The organism is Chryseobacterium lathyri (assembly GCF_019970085.1).
GTDB classification, from domain to species: domain Bacteria; phylum Bacteroidota; class Bacteroidia; order Flavobacteriales; family Weeksellaceae; genus Chryseobacterium; species Chryseobacterium lathyri.
The window spans coordinates 131,747-154,597 of record NZ_JAHXYG010000002.1; the positions used below are offsets into that span (position 1 = coordinate 131,747).

The following is a 22,851-nucleotide window of genomic DNA, read 5'->3' on the forward strand; positions in this document are numbered from 1 at the left end:
TCGGGGATTGGCTCTTTTTGTTTTTTATGAATGAGATTTTATTGCATTTAGGATTAATTTTATTCACTGGTTGTTTGAAATAAACAGAAAATATTCTTGTATATAAAAATTTAGATTAAATCTCAAGGGTGGGACTTGAAATGCGTTAAAAAATGTTAAATTTGCAAAAATATATTAACTGACAACACCAATAGATGAAAAAACTCTACATGAGTGCATTTACTATGTGCATAGTTCTGGGCCTTTCTGCCCAGAAAGTATTGTGGCAAAAAGACATTAAGTCTTCCACCCAGGATTTTCTAAGCCAGGTTACAACAACCATTGACGGTCAATATTTAATTACAGGAAGCAGTATTCAATCCGGCTCCTCGACGGGCTCAGGGACCTCAAATAGTAAACAAAATAACGGTTACGATTTCCATTTGGTAAAATTAAATCAGCAGGGAGAAGAAGTCTGAGAAAAATATATCGCAGGTCAAAACCATGATTATCTTTCAGGTTCCGTGGCTACTCAGGATGGAGGATTTTTAATTTCCGGGACTTCATATTCCAACAAAGGTCTTGATAAAAAAGAAGATTCCAAAGGAGGATCTGATATCTGGATTATAAGATTAAATGAATTCGGAGATGAGTTGTGGCAGAAAACATTAGGAAGTTCTTCCGATGAAGAAGCCAGATCCATTATCCAAAGTACAGATTTAGGCTTTTTCTTAGCTGGTAATGTTCAGAACTCATCCAAAGGCTATGGTTCTAAAGATGTTTTAATTGTAAAACTCGATAAGGAAGGAAAAGAAGTCTCTCAATTAATTTTAGGTGGAAAAGGGTTAGATGAAGTGGAAAAAATGATTCCTACTAAAGACGGAGGAGCTTTGTTAGGAGTCTATTCAAGAAGCAATACAGGAGGTTCTAAGAAAACCGAAAACTTTGGTGAGGGTGATTACTGGATAATCAAACTTTCAAAAGATGGAAAAGTAGAATGGGAAAAGAGCTATGGAGGAAAAGCAGATGATCATTTGAGAACCTTGGCACTGACATCTACAGGGTATTTAATATGTGGAGAATCCAGATCCGAAAGATCAGGAAACAAATCGGTTGGGATAAAAGAAGGAACAGATTTATGGCTAATCTCCTTAAACGAAAGAGGTGAAGAAATCTGGCAGAAATCCTACAACTTTGGGAACAGGGATATTCTGATGGGAATGAGCGTGCTACATTCAGCAGATGACAAATCTTCCAAAGGAATTCTTTTGGGTGGTTATACCCAGGCAGAAGGACAAATACAGACTGATGATGAAACTTTTTGGATGCTCTACCTGAACCCAAGCGGGGAAGAACAATGGAGAAAGCATGTAAAAGGCGAATCCAGGAAAAGAGAAGAAAGATTATCGGATATAAAACTGAACAGGGATGGCTCAATCATTTTAGCAGGAGCCAGTGCAGAAGAGCTTGGAAAAGAGAACTGGAAGATTATAAAGTTAGGAGATAAACAACTTGACCAGCTGATAGAAAAGCAGGACATCAAGATTTATCCTAATCCTGTTTCAGATTATGCTTATGTAGAAATAGGCTTTGACTTTAAAGAAGCTGATATTATGCTGTATGATATGGGCGGAAGACAGCTTCAGATTTTAAAGACTAAGAATAAGGTGACGAAGATTAATACCCAAAATTTGATTCAGGGGGCTTATCTGGTGACGATAAAAACAGATACGAATAAAACAGCAAATGCAAAATTGATAAAAAAATAACCATGAAAAAAATATTATTTCTTTTTACTCTACTATCGATGTATGTTCAAGGACAGAATGACATTGATAAATCCTTACCCGACATTAAACCTCCATCCGCAGAAACATATAAATTCAGTGTGTATGGCTTAGATTTCAACAATTCTCCTTCAGGCGAATTTAGTTATGACTTTCCTTTTTACAGTGTAGGAAGTACCATTAGTATGCCTGTAAGTTTGGCATATAATAGTGGGGTTAAAGTTGACGATATAGGAGGAAATGCAGGAATGTCTTGGCAATTGGTTGCGGGAGGAGCAATTTCAAGAATAGTAAGAGACGAACAGGATGAAACGTCGTCATCAATATGGTTTCCTCAGACCATAAATGAAACAGCCGATGCAAATCAGATAAAAGGAGCTGCCCATCCCGATAATTCAATTGATACAGAATATGACTGGTTTAGTTTTTCCCTTTCAAATGGGCTTTCGGGTCAGTTTTATATTGATAAAAGTTTAAATATCCATTATAATGGGGGTGATGGTTCAAAATTATTAGTTACCGATAAAACAACAATGGTCACTCAGTATGGAAAAAATTTAGAATTTGTTCTTATTGATACCCAAGGAAATAAATATTACTTCGGAGGTGAAGAAAAATTCATGGAGAGAACTAAGATTAATTATAAAGGACCCGATAAATATTATACTTCAGGATGGTATTTGGCTAAAGTGATCACTAGCAAAAATGAGGTCATCAATTTTGACTATTCTGTTGAAACAGTTAGCTATTACGCTTCAATGAGTGCTTCTTTCACGGTCTCAGAAAGCTGTTGTGTTCCTAATACATATGAAAACAGTGGTGTTACAAAAAGTAAAACAACGATGATGTCATTAAAACCAAGACTGTTAACGATTGATGATGATAAAATTAAAATTAATTTTACTTATGATAAACAAAGAAAAGATTTGATTAACGGTGATGGAAAACTTCTTACTTCTATTGTAATTCTTGCTAAACAAAACAATCGCCAAATAAAAAATTACTCGTTAAGCTATGATGATGTAAATGCAGGATCAGCTATAACTTATTATGGTTTGTCCTTATCTGAACAAAGTACAGTCAATCGTCATTTTTTGAGTAATATTCAAGATATTATTTCAAATCAAAAATTCAGATTCGAGTATTATTCAAAAGAAAGTATTCCTGCAAGATTCAGTCTAGGGACAGATTTCTATGGATATTCGAATGATAAGACTAATCAAACACCTTTTGCAAATATATCAGGACAGGTTCCTAATCAAGTTTTCACTAAAACTTCGGGCTATGCTTCTGCCGATAAAGAAGTCGATCCAGCCAAAACTTATCTGGGAAATCTTAAAAGGGTCTATTATCCTACAGGTGGATATTCTGAGATAACTTACGAATCTAATAGTTCAATGGCAACAGTTGCAGTTGAGAAATCTAGTGGTGCAGGGCTTGAGGCATCAAGAAATTGTGTAGGGGCTAAAACAGTAAGTGATTCATTTACTTTTACTTCCAATGGTTCTCCAATTAGTTATGCAGCGTATGCTTCAACGGATTATTCTAATTGTGGAGAGCCTGATAATCTTCATGAGATCCATGGAATACAAATTAAAGATTTAACGACCGGTACGGTCGTAAGAGGCCAAAATATGAAATATTATGAAAATATTGAAGCCAATAAAGATTTGTGTTTAACAGCACTTCCGAGCGATCTTCGTTGCCCTGTTGAAACAGTATCAGGTCATCAATACGAAGTAAAATATTCTGTAACATCTTATTTAGCCAGAATAGACGGATATGCATCTGTAAGCTATAATTCACGAATTGAAATGGAAGATGTATTAAAACATTATGGAGGAAGCAGGGTGAAAAAAATTGAAGAAAATAATACTGAAAACGGATCATACAACCGTCTATTTTACTATAGCAAATTAGCAGATAGAAACTCTCAAAAGACAAGTATAGCAAATGCATCCACTCCCAAGTCTTTTGATTATTTGATGACAATAAGGAATTGTAAATTTGAATGTACTTCCAGTTCAGACCCAGGAAGTCTTTATTCAAAAGATCAAATTCCTGCATATCGTTTTTATAGAGATAATATTATAAGTGATTTCAATGACAGGTCCAATAAAATATTCTATCAATCAATAACAGAATTAGTTAATGGAAATAAAGCTTTTGAAAGAAATTATTTATATGAAGGAGATTCAGACCCATATCTTTATGATCCTCCAATTTTAGATGCACCACACAGTAATAATGGACAGATAAGGAGAGGGTTGGTGGAAAATGAAAAACAATTTAGTTTTAGAAATAATGATTTTCACATCTTTAGGGAAACCATTAATACATACAATATTGCTCAAAATGCAATAACATCTTTTATTTTTAAGCAAAACTTTCCAATGCCTTATGGTTATATTAATGATCCTCATAATGGTCCGATCCCTAATATATCCTATACATTTTATCAAAATTATTATGGATATTCCAAATTAATTGAAAGTCTTTCAAAAGAATATATTGAAGGGCAAGTAATGGCAACCAAAGTAAATACTGATTATAACAATTCCCAGCATTTACAGCCTACCCTACAAAAAACAACTTTCCCTGATGGAACTATTGGGGAGATAAATTACAGCTATGCCCACGAAAAAAATAATCAGCTGATGATTACTAAAAATATGATCGGTATTCCATTAGAGATTTCAACAACCCAGACTATTGGAAACAGCTCGAAAACATTGTCAAAAACTGAGACTCTTTATCCTTTAAACCAAGCCGAAGCGGATACGAAAACATCAGGATTAGTTTTACCTACTTCAGTCTTATCTTATGATTTACAAAACCCTACAGTTTCATCCACAGAAGTCACGTACGATAAATACGATTCTAAAGGTAACCTTCAGCAGTACACGACAAAAGAAGGTATTCCAACCACGATCATCTGGGGGTACAATAATACCCAGCCCATTGCCAGGATTGAGGGAGCAAAGCTAGCAGATATCCCACAGTCACTCATTGATAATATTGTGAATTCATCCATTAATGATGCTCAACTAAGTACCGATGCATCAGAACAGTCACTGATCTCAGCTTTGGATGTGTTCAGAAATAATACTGTGTTATCAGGTTATCAGATCACTACTTACAGCTATGATCCACTAATCGGAGTAAAAAGCATTACCCCGCCATCAGGAATCAGAGAAATTTATGTTTATGACACAGCTAATCGATTGAAAGAAGTGAAACAGCTGGATAAAGATACAGCTGGAAATCCTGTATATAAGATCGTGAAAGAATTCAAATACAACTACAAAAACTAACACACGATGAAAAAGATAATTATCCCGATCAGTGCATTATTTATAACGGGTTTAGCTCATGCACAGCTTTCACCGACAGAAAATTACGTCTATTCAAAAACATATCTTTCAGACCCTGCCCTTTCAACCCCAAAAACCTCAGAAACCGTTCAATATTTTGATGGTTTAGGAAGACCAAAACAGGTAGTGAATGTCAAAGCTTCACCATTAGGAAAAGATATGGTTACCCATATAGAATACGATGGGTTCGGAAGACAGGTAAAAGACTTTTTACCTATTCCACAATCAGGAACCCTGAACGGGGCTATTGTAACCACACCATTAGCCAATGCTCCATCAGTATATGGATCAGAAAAGATCTATGCAGAAAAGGTTTTGGAAAACTCTCCATTAGACAGAATCCAGCAACAGGTTCAGGTAGGAAATGACTGGACGGCTAAACCTGTTAAATTTGATTATGATACTAATATTGGAGAAGATTATGTAAGAAAATATGAAACTACTACGACATGGGTTGAAGGCAGAACCCAAACCTCTGTTCAGCTTCTTCAATATTTCCAGCCTTCACAATTATACAAAAACACGGTAACTGATGAAGACGGCAACAAAACCATAGAATTCAAAAACGGTAAAGGACAGGTTTTACTCGTTAGAAAAGTATTGAATTCCACACAGAACACAGATACCTATTATGTTTATAATGAATATGATCAGCTGGCATTTGTGATACCACCTTTGGCATCAGCTCCCACTGTAGAATCTGCTACAATGGAAACCCTCTATTATCAGTACCGCTACGATGGCAGGGGCAGACTTGTAGAAAAGAAACTTCCTGGCAAAGGTTGGGAATACATGGTGTATGATAAATCAGACCGTTTGATTTTGACTCAGGATGCTGTAATGGATACACAAAATAAATGGCTCATGACCAAATATGATACATTTGGAAGAGCGATCCTTACAGGAATTATTTCAGCAGGAGAAAGAGCTGCTTTACAGGATTTAATTAAAGACTTGGTAATTATCGAATCCAGAAATACTACAGGTTTTGCCAAAAGTGGGATGACGGTTTACTACAGTAATAATTATTTCCCCTCAGATATCCAGTCTGTATTGAGCGTTAATTACTATGATACCTATCCCCCAGGATCCTCCGCAGTCACCAATGTATTTGCACAGGAGCTTTTGACTGATAACCCGTCCAATTCGCGAACCACTAAAGGAATGCTTACTGCTTCCTATGTCAAAAATATAGAAGATGACCAATGGACAAAGAACTTTATCTGGTATGATACAAAAGGAAGAAATATAGGCTCAAGAAGTAACAACCATCTGGGAGGATATACTGTCGTTAATCATAAGCTTGATTTTGCGGGAATGGTCCTTCAGACCAACACCTATCACAAAAGACTTAGCACAGATGCTGAAAAGGGCATCGCAGAAAAATTCACCTATGATCATCAGAACAGACTTCTGACCCATACCCATCAGGTAGGCAGTAATCCTGTTGAATATCTGGCTCAGAATAAGTATAATGAACTCTCCCAGCTGGAGTCCAAAAAAGTCGGCGGAGTATCATTAGCATCCCCTTTACAGACCATTGATTATAAGTACAATATCAGAGGTTGGATGACCAATATCAATGATCCGGCAAACTTAGGAACCGATTTGTTTGGATATAAAATTAATTACAACCAGGTTGAAGGACTGGAAGTTCCTGATGCTTCTGACAGCGGACTCATGGTAAAGCCCAAATATAACGGAAATATAGCTGAAGTAGCCTGGAAAACTCTGACTCAGGAAAATGAGCCTTTGAAAAGATATGGTTATGTATATGATCCTATAAACAGGCTGACAGCAGGTTTTTATCAAAGCTCAGGAAATGAGACAGGAAGGGAATATTTTGAAAAGCTGGAATATGATCTTAATGGAAACATCACCCGATTAAAAAGATCAGAGGGATTACTGCCAGGTAGTACTACGGCGCTGATGATAGACAATCTTAAATATGACTATGTTGGAAACCAGCTTACAAAAGTTACCGAAGAACAGATTGGAAACAGCAAGGGATATCCCTATGTAGCAACTCCCACAGCCATAGGGTATGATCTGAACGGGAACATGCTGAATCATAAAGATAAAGGGATTTCATCAATCCAATATAATTATTTAAATTTACCCAAACAGATTACCCAGAATGCTCAGGTAACAAATTACGTCTACAGAGCAGACGGTGTAAAAGTGAAAAAGCTCTTTGGAGATATAGAAACCAATTATCTGGACGGGTTTCAGTATAAATCTACAAGACCATCGGAGGAAGGTTCAGGAGGGGGCTTGACTCCGGAACCAGATCCTAATGAAGTTGCAACAATTAAACTCAGAATTATTCCTACATCAGAAGGCTACTATGATGTGCTAAGCAATTCGTATATCTATAATTTTACAGATCATTTAGGAAATGTTAGATTGAGTTATACTGACACTAATAAAGATGGAATTATACAGCCGAGGCAATACCGTGTACAGCAATGTGATGGACCTTGGGATCCTTGGAATCCACCCAATTGCATAGATTACTGGAAGCCAGGTGAAATTGTGGAAGTCAACAATTATTATCCTTTTGGATTAATGCATAATTATACTGCTACCACTCAGAATGCCTATCAGTACAAGTATAACGGTAAGGAATTGCAGGAAACAGGGCAGTACGACTACGGTGCGAGATTTTATATGCCTGATATTGGAAGATGGGGTGTAGTGGATCCCCTTGCAGAAAAGATGCGTCGTCATACCCCGTATAATTATGCAGCAAATAATCCAATTTTCTATGTTGATCCTGACGGAATGTTGTCCGTAAGCTCTCTTCAGCAAATGTGGGATAATACAACTTCCTCAAGTACATGGACTAATAATGGTAATGGGACTTATGATGGTGGGGAAAATGATGATATTAGAACCACAATAAATTCTTCTAGACGAGAAGGAAATACAGAATATAAAAATGTAAATATGACTGTAACAATGAAAGTCTTAAATCTTTCAGGTGCAGATTTATCATCTACTATGTTTAGTAAATCCAAGGGTTCAGTTTCATTAAAAGAATTCCAAGGTTTAGGATATCAATCATATGGAGCTTCAATAAATTCAAGTGTTTATATTAGTTCATTTAATATTGAATATGAAGTTGTCAATAGCTTTGATAAAATTGGAAAAAATGATCATGTTATGATGATAGTAGATGAAGTTGTTGATTCAAATGCAGGTGGTGGTGATACTTTAGGTTGGGGAACAGTAGGTGGTAGAATTGGTGCGGTTGAAAATAAAACAATAGGATCTAACATATTCAATGATGTTGTAAAACATGAGTTAGGTCATAATTTAGGATTAGATCATTCAAATAGAGGACTAATGACTGCTTTTACTTCTGGATCAACATCGTTAAGTAATCCTGAGAAAAATACTATTTATATGGCTTCAGGCTTAGGTGTTATTTTATCAAATGGAATGACTGGAAAATCTTTTTCATCTCAGGCAAGTTGGCTAAAAGGATGGGATAAAACTCCTTCTGCTACATTAGCTCGAGACTTTTATAAAAAAAATGTTAAAAAATGAGAATACTAATAGTTACTAGTTTGTTATTGTATGTTTTAGTTTCGTGTAATAAATCTAATATTGTTGATAAAAAATTGTGTAAGGAATATAATATTGAACAATATAAATTTTGTATTCCTAATAATTGGGTAAACAAAGAAAATACTAAATATGATTCAAAAAATTTTTTATTTGTAAATAAAGGAGACTCAATAGTTATAAGCAGTGGTGTTACAAATATAATAGATGATCCAATAGTTGTAGACAATGAAAAAGAGAAGCAAACATTACTTGACTTTTCTAATGGAGAACTGTCATCTAAGGATATAGTAATATATAAAAATAAAGATTTTGATACATCACATTCAACCTATCTTAAAAATTATTATTACTATGATAAAATCAATAACATTGATGTATTATTGATTTTTCCCAAAAAACAAGAAGGTACTATTGGAGCGATTTTTAATAAAGAGACTAGAGGCAATAAGCTTTCTATTTACTGTAACAATCCATCCATAGAAACACAACAGACAATTAAAAGAATATTAGAAACAGTTAAAATAAGATAATTATTTACCCTTAGCTACCGCACGATTGCATCGTGTGGCAGATAATAACATAAACCCACCGCATTGCGGTGGGTTACAATTCAAAAGACCATTTAGCAAATGCAAGGGTAAGTTTTGGAAGAACCAGCACAGGTGCTCTTGAAATTGTAGACAGTAACAATTATTATCCTTTTGGATTAATGCACAATTATACTGCTACCACTCAGAATGCCTATCAGTATAAATATAATGGTAAGGAATTGCATGAAACGGGAATGTATGATTATGGAGCGAGATTCTATATGTCTGACTTAGGCCGTTGGGGTGTAGTGGATCCGTTGGCGGAGAAGATGACAAGACATAGCCCTTATAATTATGCATTTAATAATCCGATTAGATTTATTGATCCCGATGGAAGACAAGGAACAGACTGGTTTTGGGACAGTAATAAAAAAACATTTACCTATGATGCTTCACTGACTTCAGAGGAACAGTTTAATACTCTGAAAGACCAAGGTTTAGTAGAAGGGAAATATTTAGGAAAGGAAGGTAAGTTTGAGGTGACTTATGACGATGAAACGATAGGTAAAGTTGCACTTTATAGCGATGGTGATTGGTTAAATATGTCTTCAGGAGATGCAGATAGTTTTGAATATCACGCCTCTGATGGTCCTGAAAGTATGAGAGGACAATTTTTCACCAATATAGAATCCAGCAGAAACTGGGGTGTACAAGTTTTAGACAAGCCTTTTACTGTAGGCGTAGGTGGAGAACTTACAGTTGGTGCAGGAGCAGGATTTGAACTTGGATACTTTAGTGGTAATTATGACAGTTCAGTTTATTTAAATCTCTATAAATCTGCGGGATTGAATGTAGGTGGTGGTGGAGCTTATAATGAGTATACATCTCAAGATGGATATGGGCCTTTGACCACTGCAAATTTAGGAGGTAATTATTGGAATATTTCAGGAGGAGTTGGTCCAATTTCTGGAAATTATGGAGAAACAAGAAAAGAAGGAAATGGAAATGTATCAATGGGTGGAGCGAGTGTTTCTTCTGGAATTTGGAATTTTTTGAAAAGACCTAAACTTTCTTTTGGAGGTAGTGCGCAAGCCGGAACAACATATATCAACCCGAGTAAAAGAATTAGAGAAAGTGGGAAATAGAGATTTAGGATTTAAAATATTTGGAGCAGTAGCTTTTTGTATGGTTATAATTGGATATTTCTTTTATAAAGATTATCGAAGAAAAGAACCTGAAAGAATGAAAGAAAAGAATTTAAATATATCTTTTTCAGGTATTATTGACAGTATTTATAGAGATTATTCTAATCACGGAGTGACCACTTTGATTTTAAAAAATAAAAAGAAATTGAAATTTAATATGTATCAATATAGTCGTTTTAAAAAAGATGATAGCATAGTAAAGAATAGAGGAAAAGATAGCATCTATATTTATAGAAAAGGAGAAGTAAAAGCTTATAAATATTAATATAACAGAGAAGCCACCGTATTGCGGTGGCTTTTATATTACATAATTGATTGCAGTTTAGTTTGCTTAAGAAACGCATCAAGGAGAGCCCTCGCTACCGCACGATTGTATCGTGTGGCAGATAAAACAAAACCCTCGCAAAATGCAAGGTTTTTTTGTATTATAATGCGGCTACGTTTTTATTAAAGAAGTCTTTAAGTTTTTTGTGTTTTTCAATAAATAATTCTACAAAACAAGCTATCGACAAATTCATGCTGGAAAATAACAATCTATTTTTTGATATCAATTCCGGACTTTGGAATTGACAAAAGTAATTTATATCTAATGTTAGGGAAATACTTAGATTTTACTGCAATTATAGCCATTTTCTTTGGTATATTTGTTAGACAATCAACACAACACAAATCTTATCGTCATGAAAAAGTTCCTTTTAATCATTCTCGGAATCCTTGTTATTCTGGTAGCTGTACTGCTGATCAAAATGTATACTTACCCGTTCAAAAAAACGACAGCAGAAACTTCAGAAGGGTGGAAGCCTGTGAAGAACGATTCTGCCATACTTCGGTTGTCAGGAGGGATCAAAATACCTACAGTTTCTACAGGAAGCCTTGGTGAATTCAATTATACTCCCTTTGACCAGTTTAAAGAATATCTGAAAGCATCTTATCCATTGGTTTATCAGTTTACCGAAAATACCGAGATTAATACCCATGCTTTGGTTTTCCGTTTTAAAGGAAGCGATCCTTCTCTGAAACCCATCCTTTTCCTTTCCCATATAGACGTCGTTCCTCCCGGAGATGCCGATGTGAAAAATAAAGAACAGAATATTTTCAGACCTGATGACAAGCCTTTGCCACCCGTTTCAAAAGTAGCAGAAGACTGGGACTTCGAACCCTTTTCTGGGACTGTAGCCAATGGCAGAATCTATGGAAGAGGAGCCATCGATATGAAAGGAATGCTTTTTTCCCTCATGGAATCTATCAATACCATGATTAAAAGCAAAAAAAATCCTAAACGCGACATCTATCTGGCTTTCGGTTTTGATGAAGAAGTGGGTGGACAAAAGGGAGCTGTACAGATTGCAGATTATTTTAAGAAAAAAGGACTTCAGTTTGACGCAGTTTATGACGAAGGAGGTTTGATCATGCGGAAAGGAAATGTGGCTGGAGTAGATTCTGATATCGCTGTGGTAGGCTGTGCAGAAAAAGGGTTTTTATCCGCAAAAATAAAAGTTAAAGGACTTGGGGGACATTCCTCCATGCCGCCTATGGAAAGTGCAATAGGAAAAGCCGCAGTTATTATGCAGCGTCTTGAAGACGATCAGATGAAGCCTGAAATAACCCCACTCATCAAAGGCTTTTTTGACAATATCGGTGGAGCAATGCCCTGGACAACCAGACTGGCCCTTTCTAACCAGTGGCTGCTAAAACCTCTTCTTTTATCCCAGCTTACCAAAAATAATACGACCAATGCCTTAGTACGTACAACCACTGCTTTAACGATGATGAAAGGAAGCGATGGAACCAATGTTCTTTCTCCCGAAGTGGAATTTATCGTTAATTTCAGGCTCCTTCCCGGAAATACAGTTAAAGATGTTCATGATCATATTGCAAAAGCCACAGAGGGCTTCGATGTTGAGGTAGAAGATATCGACAATACAAGAGAAGCTTCTGCCGTTTCTCCTTCTAATACAAAAGGATTTAAATTAATAGAAGCCGGAGTCAGAGAGATCTATCCGGGGGCCATTGTGACTCCGTATCTTACTATGGCCGGGACCGACGCTTATAAATACCAGATCGTAAGCAAAAATATTTACAGATTCATGCCCATCAGGATTAACAGCTCAGAACAGCAAAGCATCCACAGCACCAATGAATATATCAGTATTGAAAACTACCTGAAAATGATCCATTACTTTGAATACATGATGACGAATTACGACAAATAATTTCGGGGTACGGGATGGGAGTTAGAGAGTCGGAGAGTTTGAGTGTCTTAGAGTTTCGGGATTCGAGTTACGAGGTTTAAAGTAGAAGTCGCTATTGTGTATTTCGGCATCTTAAAAGTTAACCGTTGCTGTATAAAGATTTTAAATAATTGGTTTAAGTCTTATGATCACCTTAGTCTTAGCCTCATCAAAAATCTCATGTCTGAAATCTGAAATCTTGATTCTTGACTCTTGCATCTTGACTCTCAAAAAAAAAATAACACGTCAAGTTTTGTCGCATTACAGCAATAGCTTTGTCATATCAAAATTACAGAGCTATGGAATTGCCGTTTTACTTAACATTTAAAGAATTTGAAAGCCATTATTACGATACCCTTGAACAATGGTTTGAAAAATATCATAACGCCAGCGAAATTGATTATCTGAAGGCCCTTGCAGATCTTTACAGCCCTTATCTGTATTATAGCTTTGCGGACGATAAGCTTTTGGCTGATGCTTCCATGGAAATCAAAGATTGTTTTTTGCCTTATCATGAAAAAATCGGAATTTCTTTTTGCACCAACTGTGAAAATGAAAAACATTTCAAAGCAAAAGGGATGAACCATATATTTGAGTGGAAAACCATCACCATGATGGAATACGCCCAGCATATTCTGGACAAAATCAACAGATACCTGTTAAAAAACGATAGCGTTCTGGACGGAAATAAAACAATCCTGGATTATATCAACGACTGTGAGGTTGTTACCGCAAGGGAAGGCGCAGGATACTGTGTGAATTACAACAGGCATCAGGCTGCAGTTCCTTTTTTGAAGGCTTATCTTCCTTGCTACGGACAGACGGTGGATATTGCAGTATATCGGGATTTTATTTTTTCTGTCGTGCAGGTCGCAGAATATATCGATAAGAAACTGAAATCCGTACAGGCCTTTGAGCACACGGTTTACGCTAAATTAAAATCAGAGGCCAAGTTCAAAGTACAGATGAGCCATCAGTTTCTCACGATCTGCAATTAAATTTTACACCAAACATTCATATCTAATTATATTGATGGAAGAGTTTCAACAGTTTTCCAGACAAATCCTGGCAGAAATGCCGGGATTTTGTTTTATTTCGCTCATTATTTAATAGCATGAGTAAAATAAAAAAGCCTTAAACAATTAAGTTTAAGACTTTTATCTTTTTGCAGAGAGGAAGGGATTCGAACCCTCGATACAGTTACCCGTATACTACCTTTCCAGGGTAGCTCCTTCAACCACTCGGACACCTCTCTATTTGAGACTGCAAAAATAGGGTAATTTCTGGAATCTGCAAATATTATTTAAAATTACTCAGTAATTTCTCCACAAAGGCTCTTCGTGAAGTTGTCTGCAAAGGTTCCGGAGTAATTCGGATTGTCTATCAGGTGCATCGCTTTACTGATGGCACTTTCTGCTGTCATATCTTTTCCGCTGATCGCTCCGATCCTTGAAAAAATATTACTGTTTTCATACTTTCCGAACGAAATACCTCCTGAAATACACTGACTTACCACAACGATTTCTGTTCCGTTATTTCTGATTTCCTCAAGCGTTTCCTGTGTTTTTTCACTGCTGAAAATAGTTCCCGAACCGAAAACCTGAAGAATAAGAACCTTCATTTTAGGGATTTCTTTAAAATGGCTCAGATGCATGCCCGGAAAAATTCTCCAGAAAAGAATATCTTCAGAAATATGTTCATCTACATGAAATTCTATATCAGGATCACACCGGTAAAGATTATCCTTAATGATATTTAAATGAACGCCGGATTGTCCCAATATCGGGTAATTCGGACTCGCATAAGCATCAAAATACTCCGCAGAATATTTCAATGTTCTGTTCCCTCTTAATAATTTATACTCAAAATAAACAGCAACTTCCTGAATAACCGCTTCATCATTTTCATAAAGACTGGCATAATAAAGGCTTGTCAGAAGGTTTTCCTTCGCATCCGTTCTCAGATCTCCGATCGGAAGCTGTGAGCCCGTCATGATTACAGGTTTTCTCAGTCCTTTCAACATAAAACTTAAAGCAGAAGCTGTATAAGACATCGTATCCGTTCCGTGAAGGATCAAAAAGCCGTCATAGAGTTCATAGTTTTTGAGAATATAGTTGGCAATAACCTTCCATTCCTCAGGTCCCATATCCGAAGAGTCCAGCGGTTTGGCAAATGGATGCACAAATACTTCACATTCCATTAATTTCATCTCAGGCATTTTTTCGAAAATATTTCCAAAATCAAATGCGCGGAGGCTTCCGGTTTCATAATCTTTTTCCATACCGATGGTTCCCCCGGTATAAATGAGCAGGACTTTTCGTTTCATGAATTACTTTTTTCTAAGAAATTGAGCCTCGTTCAGGTTCATAGCTCAAAATTACGTTAATTTGCAAAGATTTGAAAATGAATGGAAGATTTAGCGCAAACTTTTGAATATTTAAAGCAGTTTTTAACAGAGGAAAGACTCTCAAAAATAGAACATTTCTCCAAAGAAAGTTCCGATTTTGTCCTTCCTGTGATGGATGATGTCTACCAGTTCAGAAACGCAGCAGCTATTATAAGATCAGTAGAGGCAAATGCTTTTCACAAAGTAGTGGCTATGGAAGAGGAAAATGTTTTTGATCCCAATCTTACAGTGACAAAAGGTGCCGAAACCTGGGTAGAAGTGGAGAAAATGCCTAAAAATATGGCTTCATTGCAGAATATCAAAGACAGAGGATATAAAATTCTGGCTGTATCCCTTGAAAAAAATGCAGTCATGCTTCCCGATTATCAAATCACAGAACCTATTGCTCTTGTATTTGGAACTGAGAAAGAAGGCGTGTCAGAAGAAGTCTTAGACTTTGCAGATGAAACACTGGCTATTCCGATGTACGGTCTGACGAGGAGTTATAACGTTTCCGTAGCCGCAGGTATCTGTATGTACGAACTGAAACAGAAACTGATTAAATCAGGTATTGATTATAAGTTGAACGAAGAAAAACTGATGAAAATGAAGATCCGATGGGCAGTCAATTCAATGCGAAGCGGCCAGCAGATTTTCGAAAAATATCTTAAAGACCATAACCTGGAAATGTAGGGAATTTGTTAATTTATTGATAAATAGATGCTCCTAACTTCTAACTTTTCATCATATTGAAATAATTCCACGCCGCCACAAATACACCCGCCGTTTCCGTTCTCAATCTTTGATTTCCAAGTGAAACTGCTTTTACATTAGTGTCGGACAGAAATTGAATTTCCTTTTCAGAAAAATCCCCTTCAGGGCCAATCAAAAAAGTGATCTGTTCCAGAGCGGGAATGTGGTTAAGCTCAATCCTTTCAAGATTTTCATGACAGTGCGCTACGAAAGTATGCTGCGGGTCAATGTTTTTTAAGAAATCTGTAAGCTTCACCGCATCATTAATGACAGGGAAATGGAATCGCAAACTTTGTTTGGAAGCAGCAACAGCCTGCTTTCTGAGCTTATCAATATTAATAATTTTACGTTCAGTTTTTTCTGTAATAATAATACTGATCTCTGAAATGCCCATTTCCACAGCCTTTTCCACAAAAAACTCGATCCTGTCGATGTTTTTCGTCGGAGCAATGGCAATATGAAGTCGGGGATTAAAATCCGGAGTATTGGTTTTAATTTCAGAAACTTCTAAGCCGGCCTTTTTCCCTTCGATAACTAATTTTCCGGAAGCAATATTTCCTTTTCCGTCTGTTACGTGAATTTCTTCACCATCTTTCATACGGAGAACTTTCACAATGTGCTGTTGTTCTTCATCATTAATTATTGCTTTTCCGTTATTGATTTCGCCAAAAAAAAGTTTCATATATTGATATTTAGAATGCGCCTGAATTTTACTGATAAGTGAAGTGATGATTAAAAGGTAATTTCATTATCGCTTATAAATGCTACACCGGTTTTTATCGTGGTATAAATATCGCCTTCACAATCTCTATATGAACATGCGTAAATTTCTTCAACCCACTTATTATTCATAAAAATTAAATTCAAATATTCGTTTTTTCTTAAATTATTTTTGATGGATAAATAATCTCCTTCTTTGGGTTCGTAAGTAAAACTAAATACATTTTCTGAATTGATCTTCTCTATGATCTCTTCCTTTATATTTTGAACATATCCAATTTCTGAACTTATCATTAAATAATCTTCGTCCTCAGATTTTTCTGTCACTTCATTTTTTCCTATAACGGTTTCTAAAACCCAATAATATTTTGAGTTCTTTTTAGAATGTGTTCCCAGTATTTTTTCTTCTAATAGTATTTTCATAAATCATATTTTGCAGTTGCGGAAGTTCTCAGATCCGTAAATTCACCTCTTTCAAACTTCAATTGAGCAACCATGGCAATCATCGCAGCATTATCAGTTGTATATTCAAATTTTGGAATGTAGATATTCCAGCCTAATTTTTCATGATTGTCCTCCATTACTTTTCTCAAAGCAGAATTGGCAGAAACTCCACCGGCGATGGCCACCTCTTTTATATTCAATTCTTTGGCGGCTTTTTCAAGTTTAGTCATCAGAATTTCAATGATTGTTCTCTGAACAGAAGCACAAAGATCATTCAGATTTTCTTTAATAAAATCCGGATTTTTTTTCACCTCTTTCTGAATATAATAAAGAACGGAAGTTTTGATCCCGCTGAATGAATAGTCATAGCCTTCCATCTTAGGTTTGTTGAATGTAAAAGCATCAGGATTTCCTTCCTTAGCCAATCGATCTATAATAGGCCCGGCAGGATAATCAAGGTCGAAAATCTTTCCAATCTTGTCAAAAGCCTCTCCTGCAGCATCATCTATTGTTTTTCCGATAATTTCCATATCAAAATAATCCCTTACCAATACAATCATCGTATGACCTCCGCTTACCGTAAGACACAGAAAAGGGAATTGAGGCGGCATAGGATTTGCATCTGCAATGAAATGGGCTAAAATGTGTGCCTGGAGATGGTTAACTTCAATTAATGGAACATTTAAGCTCATTGCCAAAGACTTAGCAAATGATGTTCCTACAAGAAGTGATCCCAAAAGTCCGGGACCGCGTGTAAATCCTATAGCTGAAATAGCATTTTGTTGTATATTTGCTTTAGTAAGAGATTTTTCAACAACGGGGATTATATTTTGTTGATGCGCTCGCGATGCCAGTTCCGGGACCACACCTCCATATTCTTTATGGATGGCCTGATTCGCAGCAATGTTGGACAGAATACAGTTTCCCTTGATGATAGCTGCTGAGGTGTCGTCGCAGGACGATTCAATACCTAAAATTATAGAGTCGCTCATAATAATGGCAAAGTTAGAGAATAATAACGAGAATGAGAATAAAAAATCGGTAACTGAGAACCTAAGTGATCAGGTACAGAAGACTGTTGGGGATGTAGAAGGGGCTGTAAAGGAGACCGTTAAAGAAGCGTCTGAACTGGCATCAGATGCTATTCATCATCCTGTAGAAACGGCTGAAGAATTTGGAAAGCAGGCTGTAAAAGATGTCACCAGCTATTCCTGGTGGGCAAAGCTTCTCCTGATCCTTTTCTGGTTGGGAGTTATTCTTGTTGGAGGAATACTTACTGCCATTAACCTTCCGGTAACCAAACGATGGGCAGCCAATCAGGCGCTTCAGATCGTAAATAAAGACTTTAAAGCAGGGATGTCTACAGAGAGTGTAGAAGTAGATTATTTTGGAGACGTCACTATAAAAGGATTAAAAATAAAAGACTACAAAGGCCTGGAATTTATCAAAGCAAGAGAATTTCGCGCCAATTCAGATTGGATGTCTCTCGCTTACAATGCTATTTCAGGAAACAGTAATTCACTAAGCTTTAATTCCCTTACCCTGGTTAATGCAGATGTAAAGGTGATCACCTATAAAGGGGACAGTATTTCCAATTTTATCAGATTTACACAGCTTTTCGACAGTGGGAAGAAAAGAGATCCTAAAAAGCCTCCTTTTCAGCTCGATTCCCGGGTACAGATCATTGATTCAAAGGTGTCTATTGTAAGTCAAAATTCTCCGGGAGAACCTGGAAAATGGCTTACTGCCACAAATTTTAATTTAAAAGCACCTAATGTAAAGGTTAACGGGGCCAATATTTCGGCACTGATCAATAATATGTCCTTCGTCACTAACAGATGGGGGAAATCTCATTTTGTAGATACTTTTTCTACTGAACTTTCTTTAACACCTGAATTTCTGTCACTAAAAGACCTTACCCTGAATACTGATCATTCACTGCTCCAGGGAAATATCAAATTTAATCTTCATGACGGTTCATGGGCAGATTTTGCAGACCGTGTACGCTGGGATATGGAAATCCAGCAGGGAAGTCAGCTGAGCGGATATGATATCAGTTATTTTGTGACCAACTGGGATAATTTTAAGCCATTCAACCTTGCCGGGAAAATGACCGGTCCTTTAAATAAATTTCATTTAGAGAATTTCCTGATCAGAAATCCTGACGTCAATATCGCAACCAAAACAATGAAGGTCGACAGACTGCTGAAAGGAAATTTTGCCATTGAAACGAACGATCTTTCTACCGATTTTACTTATAAGGATCTAAAAGCCATGATGCCTTCATTTATTTCTAAAAAGATGAAGAACTTTGCTGATGATTTCGGGAAACTGAAATATAACGGAGCAGCAAGGGTAACTCCTGAGCAGGTTTACGTTTCCAGTGGAAACCTGATGACAGGAATAGGGCAGGCCAAGATCTCCAAACTTTCACTTACCGCATACAGTACGGCAATGCCTAAATATTCGGGATATCTCGAAGTAAAAGACCTGAATACCTCTGTCATCACCAAGAATAAAAGCGTTGGCCTGATCTCCGGTAAATTTGATCTTAACGGACAGAGTTTTGACGTGAATACAATGCGTCTGACCACGAAATCCCAGATCACCAGCATCGAAATTATGGATAAGCAGATCAGTAATGTGTATCTTGACGGATTGCTGGATCATAAAAAATATAATGGACTTATCACCGTGAATGATGAGCAGGCTAAAGCAACGATTAAAGGGCTTATTGATTTCAGTACCTCAAGGGTCGCGATGAATGTAAATGCAGATGTCACTTCTCTGAATATGAATTATTTTACCAATAAACCGGGAAGCCAGATCGTGAGCGGACGGGTGGAAGGTAAAATGTCTATGTCTAATATTAACGATTTGACTTTAGATGTGGATGCCAATGATCTTCACTTTGCCACAGCCACACAAAAATACATTATTCCAAACGCCAAGCTGAAAACTTTTGTGGAAGCTGGCGGACGTGTCATTGATGTGGATGCACCTGGCGCTGCAAGTGGTAAAATATCAGGAAGATATAACCTTGCCGATCTTGCGGGTATGGTAGAGAATGGAATCGGAAGAATTCTCGTAGGCCCACCACCGAGAAAATTATACAGAGGTCAGAATTTTAAAATGAATTTTGATGTTCAGCAGGGCGTTGTGAATTATTTCCTGCCCGATCTGAAGCTTCCGCAGGGTGCTGTGATAGAAGGAGAATACAATGGAGATTCAAATGATCTCATCCTGAATCTGGATGCAGCCTCTCTGAAGTATATTATGACGAAGAAGGAAGAAATTTCGGATGCAGACAAAGCTTTGGCCGCCGCCAATCCTGAATACAAAATTAATGACAGAAATAATATTTCCAGAGACAGTGCGATGATCGACAGCGTGATGGTGAGGATCAATACGGCAAACCTTAATGAACAGCTGTATGCAAGGGTCAGCAAACTGGTATACAATAACAATATTATTAAGGATTTTGAACTTAAAGGTAAAAATGAAAACAATACGGCTCTTCATCTGACCACTACCTTCAAGCATGGAAGTCCTGAGGATGATTTGAATGATAATCTTAAAGCTTATGCTATTAACGTAGATCAGTCTACGAATGCTGCCGGGGATTACGTTTTCAGGTTTGAACCTACAGAAGTTAAATTTAATGAGGTGACTTGGGCAATAGATACAAGCCCCGAACTGGATCATTCCATTACTTACAGAAAAAACGCAGGAGATTTCGATATCAGGAACCTGCGTATATATTCAGATAAAAGTGCCCTGTTTATTAAAGAGGCACAGTTCAAATCCGCCAAAGACTTTTATTTAGACGCAGAGATTAACGAATTTGCTATTGAAAAACTTCTTGAAATGCAGTCCGGAGGAAATCCTATGGGAATAAAAGGCCTGGCAAACGGAAGTGTAAAGATCAAGATGGATAAAAGCACTTTGCAACCAATTGTAGATCTTACTGTAGATAATATTGTGATGAACGGAAACCAGATGGGTGACCTTACTATTTCTGCTACAAACGGTTTCTCTCTGAATGTGTATGACGTAGATGTAAAGGTAGCTTCAGCAGGAGTTCTTGGAAATAACAACCTTCATCTGACTGGTACCGTCAATAATAACACTGCTTCTCCTACAATTGATCTCACTGCAGAAATGCGGGATTTTGACCTTGCTTTTACCCAGCAGTTTGTTCAGACTGTTTTCGGAAATATCAGAGGGAAAGCTACAGGTGATCTGAAGATCAACGGAAAGTTGAGTGATCTTGATTATAGCGGGGATATTGCTTTAAAAGGTTTCGGTTTAAAGCTCCTGTTTACCGGAGTAGATTATTCATTTGATGATACGGTGATTCCGCTTTCCCGTGGACTTGCCATTCTTAACAATATTGAAGTTCATGACGGAAGATCGAATTCTAAGGGAACAATTTCAGGTGCAATCCAGTTTGAGACAATTTCGTCAATGGGGGTCAACCTCGTAATGAGGGCTGACAATCTTCTTATGCTGAATACGAGCCAGAAAGATTATGACCTGTTTTGGGGAAGGGTTTACGGTCAGGGAGATCTCTATGTAGACGGACCTGTTTCCGGATTGAGTATTTCAACTCCTAATATGAAAGCCCTGAACGGAAGTAATTTTACCTTTAATTCCAGCTCGACATCCAATGTTGAAGAATTTAAAATGCTGAGATTCCTGAAAGAAGGAAAAGACGGGCTTATCACGCTGGAAGAAAAGAAGAAGACGGGAGCTAATATGCGCATCGACTTCAGTCTTGATGTGGATAAAGGAACTACGGTGAATGTTCTGGTGGGTGATGATGTAGGTAATATCACTGTAAAAGGAACTGCAGACAGGCTGAGGTTCCAGATGGGGCGACAAGGCAACATTGCAATGAATGGTACTTATAAGGTAGATAACGGAACATTTGTTTCCAAAGCTATTCTTAATAAGACCTTCCAAATAGAAAAGAACAGCAGCATCAGATGGGATGGTGATGCGATGAAGCCGGCACTCGATATTACAGCCAATTATGTGAGAATGGTTTCCAATGCAGGGGAATATTTAAGCATGGGGAAACTGCAGCCGATCAGTGTACTGCTTCAGGCCAATATTACCCAGTCTCTCATCAATCCTAAAATTGATCTGAACGTGACTGCCCTTGATGTTTCCAGCCAGGTAAAAGAAACATTGGCAGCTAAGATGAGCCAGGAAGGTGAAAAAGTGCTTCAGTTTGGTTCCGTCCTGCTGCTGAGCACATTTAATGTTTCGAACAGTGGAGGAGTGGATTTTGATGTGGCAGGTGTAGCGGAATCTTCCGGATACAATATGCTTCTGAAACAGTTGGGATCAGTTCTTAATACAATGAGCAACGAATTCCAGATCGATTTGAATTATGTAAAAGGTGACCAAAATTCCAACACTGGTGACCGGGCCAATGCCGGGGTGAGTGTGGCCCTTTCACCAAGGGTAAATATTAAAACCGGACTGGGAATTCCGCTGACAAAAACAGAAGGTACACAGACCAATTATCTTTCTGGTGAGGGATCTATTGAATATGATATTTCTAAAAAGAATGATGGAAGTCTTGTCCTAAGAGGGTATTCCAAGCCTACCAATATTGGGATGGTAAGTACCAATGGTTCTGCAAATCAGGCCTATGGTGGGGGAGTTGTGTGGAGCAAAAGCTTTAATTCTCTCTTTAAAAAGAGGAAAAAAGATAAAAAACAGTCAGAAGCTAAAGCAGAAATAAAAACAGATTCTACAAAATCGACTAGTAAATAATCGTAATATTTTAATGATTTTTATCATCCGTGTTAATTATTGTTAATGTTTGATATAATTTTTTTAGTTAAATTATTTTTTA

15 protein-coding genes and 1 tRNA gene are annotated in these 22,851 nt (G+C 37.0%); 11 read left to right on the plus strand and 5 right to left on the minus strand.

Annotation, left to right across the window (positions count from 1 at the left end; all coding sequences use genetic code 11):
* The first annotated feature begins 194 nt into the window (after positions 1–194).
* The 9 genes from LC418_RS05965 (at position 195) to LC418_RS06005 (ending at position 13,677) form a co-directional block, all read left to right on the plus strand.
* Complete coding sequence (locus LC418_RS05965) at positions 195–458, plus strand: hypothetical protein (protein WP_223558431.1); 264 nt, start codon at positions 195–197, stop codon at positions 456–458.
* 45 nt (positions 459–503) lie between these two features.
* Complete coding sequence (locus tag LC418_RS21015; protein WP_223558432.1) at positions 504–1,748, plus strand: T9SS type A sorting domain-containing protein; 1,245 nt, start codon at positions 504–506, stop codon at positions 1,746–1,748.
* A gap of 2 nt (positions 1,749–1,750) precedes the next feature.
* The gene (locus tag LC418_RS05975; protein WP_223558433.1) at positions 1,751–5,080 is read left to right on the plus strand and encodes a hypothetical protein; all 3,330 of its coding nucleotides are present in this window, start codon (positions 1,751–1,753) and stop codon (positions 5,078–5,080) included.
* A gap of 6 nt (positions 5,081–5,086) precedes the next feature.
* Entirely contained in the window at positions 5,087–8,692 is a 3,606-nt protein-coding gene (locus LC418_RS05980; RefSeq protein ID WP_223558434.1) for a DUF6443 domain-containing protein, read from the plus strand.
* Entirely contained in the window at positions 8,689–9,243 is a 555-nt protein-coding gene (locus tag LC418_RS05985) for a hypothetical protein (RefSeq protein ID WP_223558435.1), read from the plus strand. Before LC418_RS05980 ends, LC418_RS05985 begins: the two co-directional genes overlap by 4 nt.
* Positions 9,244–9,311: 68 nt before the next feature.
* On the plus strand, positions 9,312–10,388 hold the full coding sequence (locus tag LC418_RS21080; RefSeq protein WP_420837280.1) for an RHS repeat-associated core domain-containing protein: 1,077 nt from the start codon (positions 9,312–9,314) through the stop codon (positions 10,386–10,388).
* Positions 10,378–10,713, plus strand: coding sequence for a hypothetical protein (locus LC418_RS05995; protein ID WP_223558436.1), 336 nt, complete (start codon positions 10,378–10,380; stop codon positions 10,711–10,713). The genes LC418_RS21080 and LC418_RS05995 overlap by 11 nt, the downstream gene beginning before the upstream one ends.
* A 415-nt stretch (positions 10,714–11,128) precedes the next feature.
* On the plus strand, positions 11,129–12,661 hold the full coding sequence (locus LC418_RS06000; RefSeq protein WP_223558437.1) for a M20/M25/M40 family metallo-hydrolase: 1,533 nt from the start codon (positions 11,129–11,131) through the stop codon (positions 12,659–12,661).
* 317 nt (positions 12,662–12,978) lie between these two features.
* Positions 12,979–13,677: a hypothetical protein gene (locus LC418_RS06005; RefSeq protein ID WP_223558438.1), complete on the plus strand. Its 699-nt coding sequence runs from the start codon at positions 12,979–12,981 to the stop codon at positions 13,675–13,677.
* Between the two features lie 170 nt (positions 13,678–13,847).
* Here LC418_RS06005 and LC418_RS06010 read toward each other — a convergent pair.
* Positions 13,848–13,934 (minus strand) — tRNA-Ser (locus LC418_RS06010).
* Between the two features lie 54 nt (positions 13,935–13,988).
* Positions 13,989–15,005, minus strand: a complete 1,017-nt coding sequence (locus LC418_RS06015; protein ID WP_223558439.1) for an asparaginase — start codon at positions 15,003–15,005, stop codon at positions 13,989–13,991.
* A gap of 81 nt (positions 15,006–15,086) precedes the next feature.
* On the opposite strand from LC418_RS06015, the gene LC418_RS06020 reads away from it, so the two are divergent.
* Positions 15,087–15,758, plus strand: a complete 672-nt coding sequence (locus tag LC418_RS06020) for a TrmH family RNA methyltransferase (RefSeq protein WP_223558440.1) — start codon at positions 15,087–15,089, stop codon at positions 15,756–15,758.
* A 40-nt stretch (positions 15,759–15,798) separates the two neighbouring features.
* On the opposite strand, the gene LC418_RS06025 is transcribed toward LC418_RS06020, so the two are convergent.
* The 3 genes from LC418_RS06025 to tsaD are packed head-to-tail and all read right to left on the minus strand — an operon-like array spanning position 15,799 to position 17,974.
* Positions 15,799–16,500, minus strand: a complete 702-nt coding sequence (locus tag LC418_RS06025) for an RsmE family RNA methyltransferase (RefSeq protein WP_223558441.1) — start codon at positions 16,498–16,500, stop codon at positions 15,799–15,801.
* A 50-nt stretch (positions 16,501–16,550) separates the two neighbouring features.
* Positions 16,551–16,961: a hypothetical protein gene (locus tag LC418_RS06030; protein ID WP_111959241.1), complete on the minus strand. Its 411-nt coding sequence runs from the start codon at positions 16,959–16,961 to the stop codon at positions 16,551–16,553.
* Positions 16,958–17,974 carry a tRNA (adenosine(37)-N6)-threonylcarbamoyltransferase complex transferase subunit TsaD gene (tsaD, locus tag LC418_RS06035; protein WP_111959243.1) on the minus strand — a complete coding sequence of 339 codons (1,017 nt, stop codon included), beginning with the start codon at positions 17,972–17,974 and terminating at the stop codon, positions 16,958–16,960. The genes LC418_RS06030 and tsaD overlap by 4 nt, the downstream gene beginning before the upstream one ends.
* 4 nt (positions 17,975–17,978) lie before the next feature.
* On the opposite strand from tsaD, the gene LC418_RS06040 reads away from it, so the two are divergent.
* Positions 17,979–22,769: a translocation/assembly module TamB domain-containing protein gene (locus LC418_RS06040; protein ID WP_223558442.1), complete on the plus strand. Its 4,791-nt coding sequence runs from the start codon at positions 17,979–17,981 to the stop codon at positions 22,767–22,769.
* Positions 22,770–22,851 lie beyond the last annotated feature (82 nt).

Coding starts and splice junctions, on each gene's coding strand:
- LC418_RS05965 (WP_223558431.1), top strand. CDS start 195: ATGAAAAAACTCTACATGAGTGCATTTACTATGTGCATAGTTCTGGGC.
- LC418_RS05975 (WP_223558433.1), top strand. CDS start 1,751: ATGAAAAAAATATTATTTCTTTTTACTCTACTATCGATGTATGTTCAA.
- LC418_RS05980 (WP_223558434.1), top strand. CDS start 5,087: ATGAAAAAGATAATTATCCCGATCAGTGCATTATTTATAACGGGTTTA.
- LC418_RS05985 (WP_223558435.1), top strand. CDS start 8,689: ATGAGAATACTAATAGTTACTAGTTTGTTATTGTATGTTTTAGTTTCG.
- LC418_RS06000 (WP_223558437.1), top strand. CDS start 11,129: ATGAAAAAGTTCCTTTTAATCATTCTCGGAATCCTTGTTATTCTGGTA.
- LC418_RS06005 (WP_223558438.1), top strand. CDS start 12,979: ATGGAATTGCCGTTTTACTTAACATTTAAAGAATTTGAAAGCCATTAT.
- LC418_RS06015 (WP_223558439.1), bottom strand. CDS start 15,005: ATGAAACGAAAAGTCCTGCTCATTTATACCGGGGGAACCATCGGTATG.
- LC418_RS06020 (WP_223558440.1), top strand. CDS start 15,087: ATGGAAGATTTAGCGCAAACTTTTGAATATTTAAAGCAGTTTTTAACA.
- LC418_RS06025 (WP_223558441.1), bottom strand. CDS start 16,500: ATGAAACTTTTTTTTGGCGAAATCAATAACGGAAAAGCAATAATTAAT.
- LC418_RS06030 (WP_111959241.1), bottom strand. CDS start 16,961: ATGAAAATACTATTAGAAGAAAAAATACTGGGAACACATTCTAAAAAG.
- tsaD (WP_111959243.1), bottom strand. CDS start 17,974: ATGAGCGACTCTATAATTTTAGGTATTGAATCGTCCTGCGACGACACC.
- LC418_RS06040 (WP_223558442.1), top strand. CDS start 17,979: ATGGCAAAGTTAGAGAATAATAACGAGAATGAGAATAAAAAATCGGTA.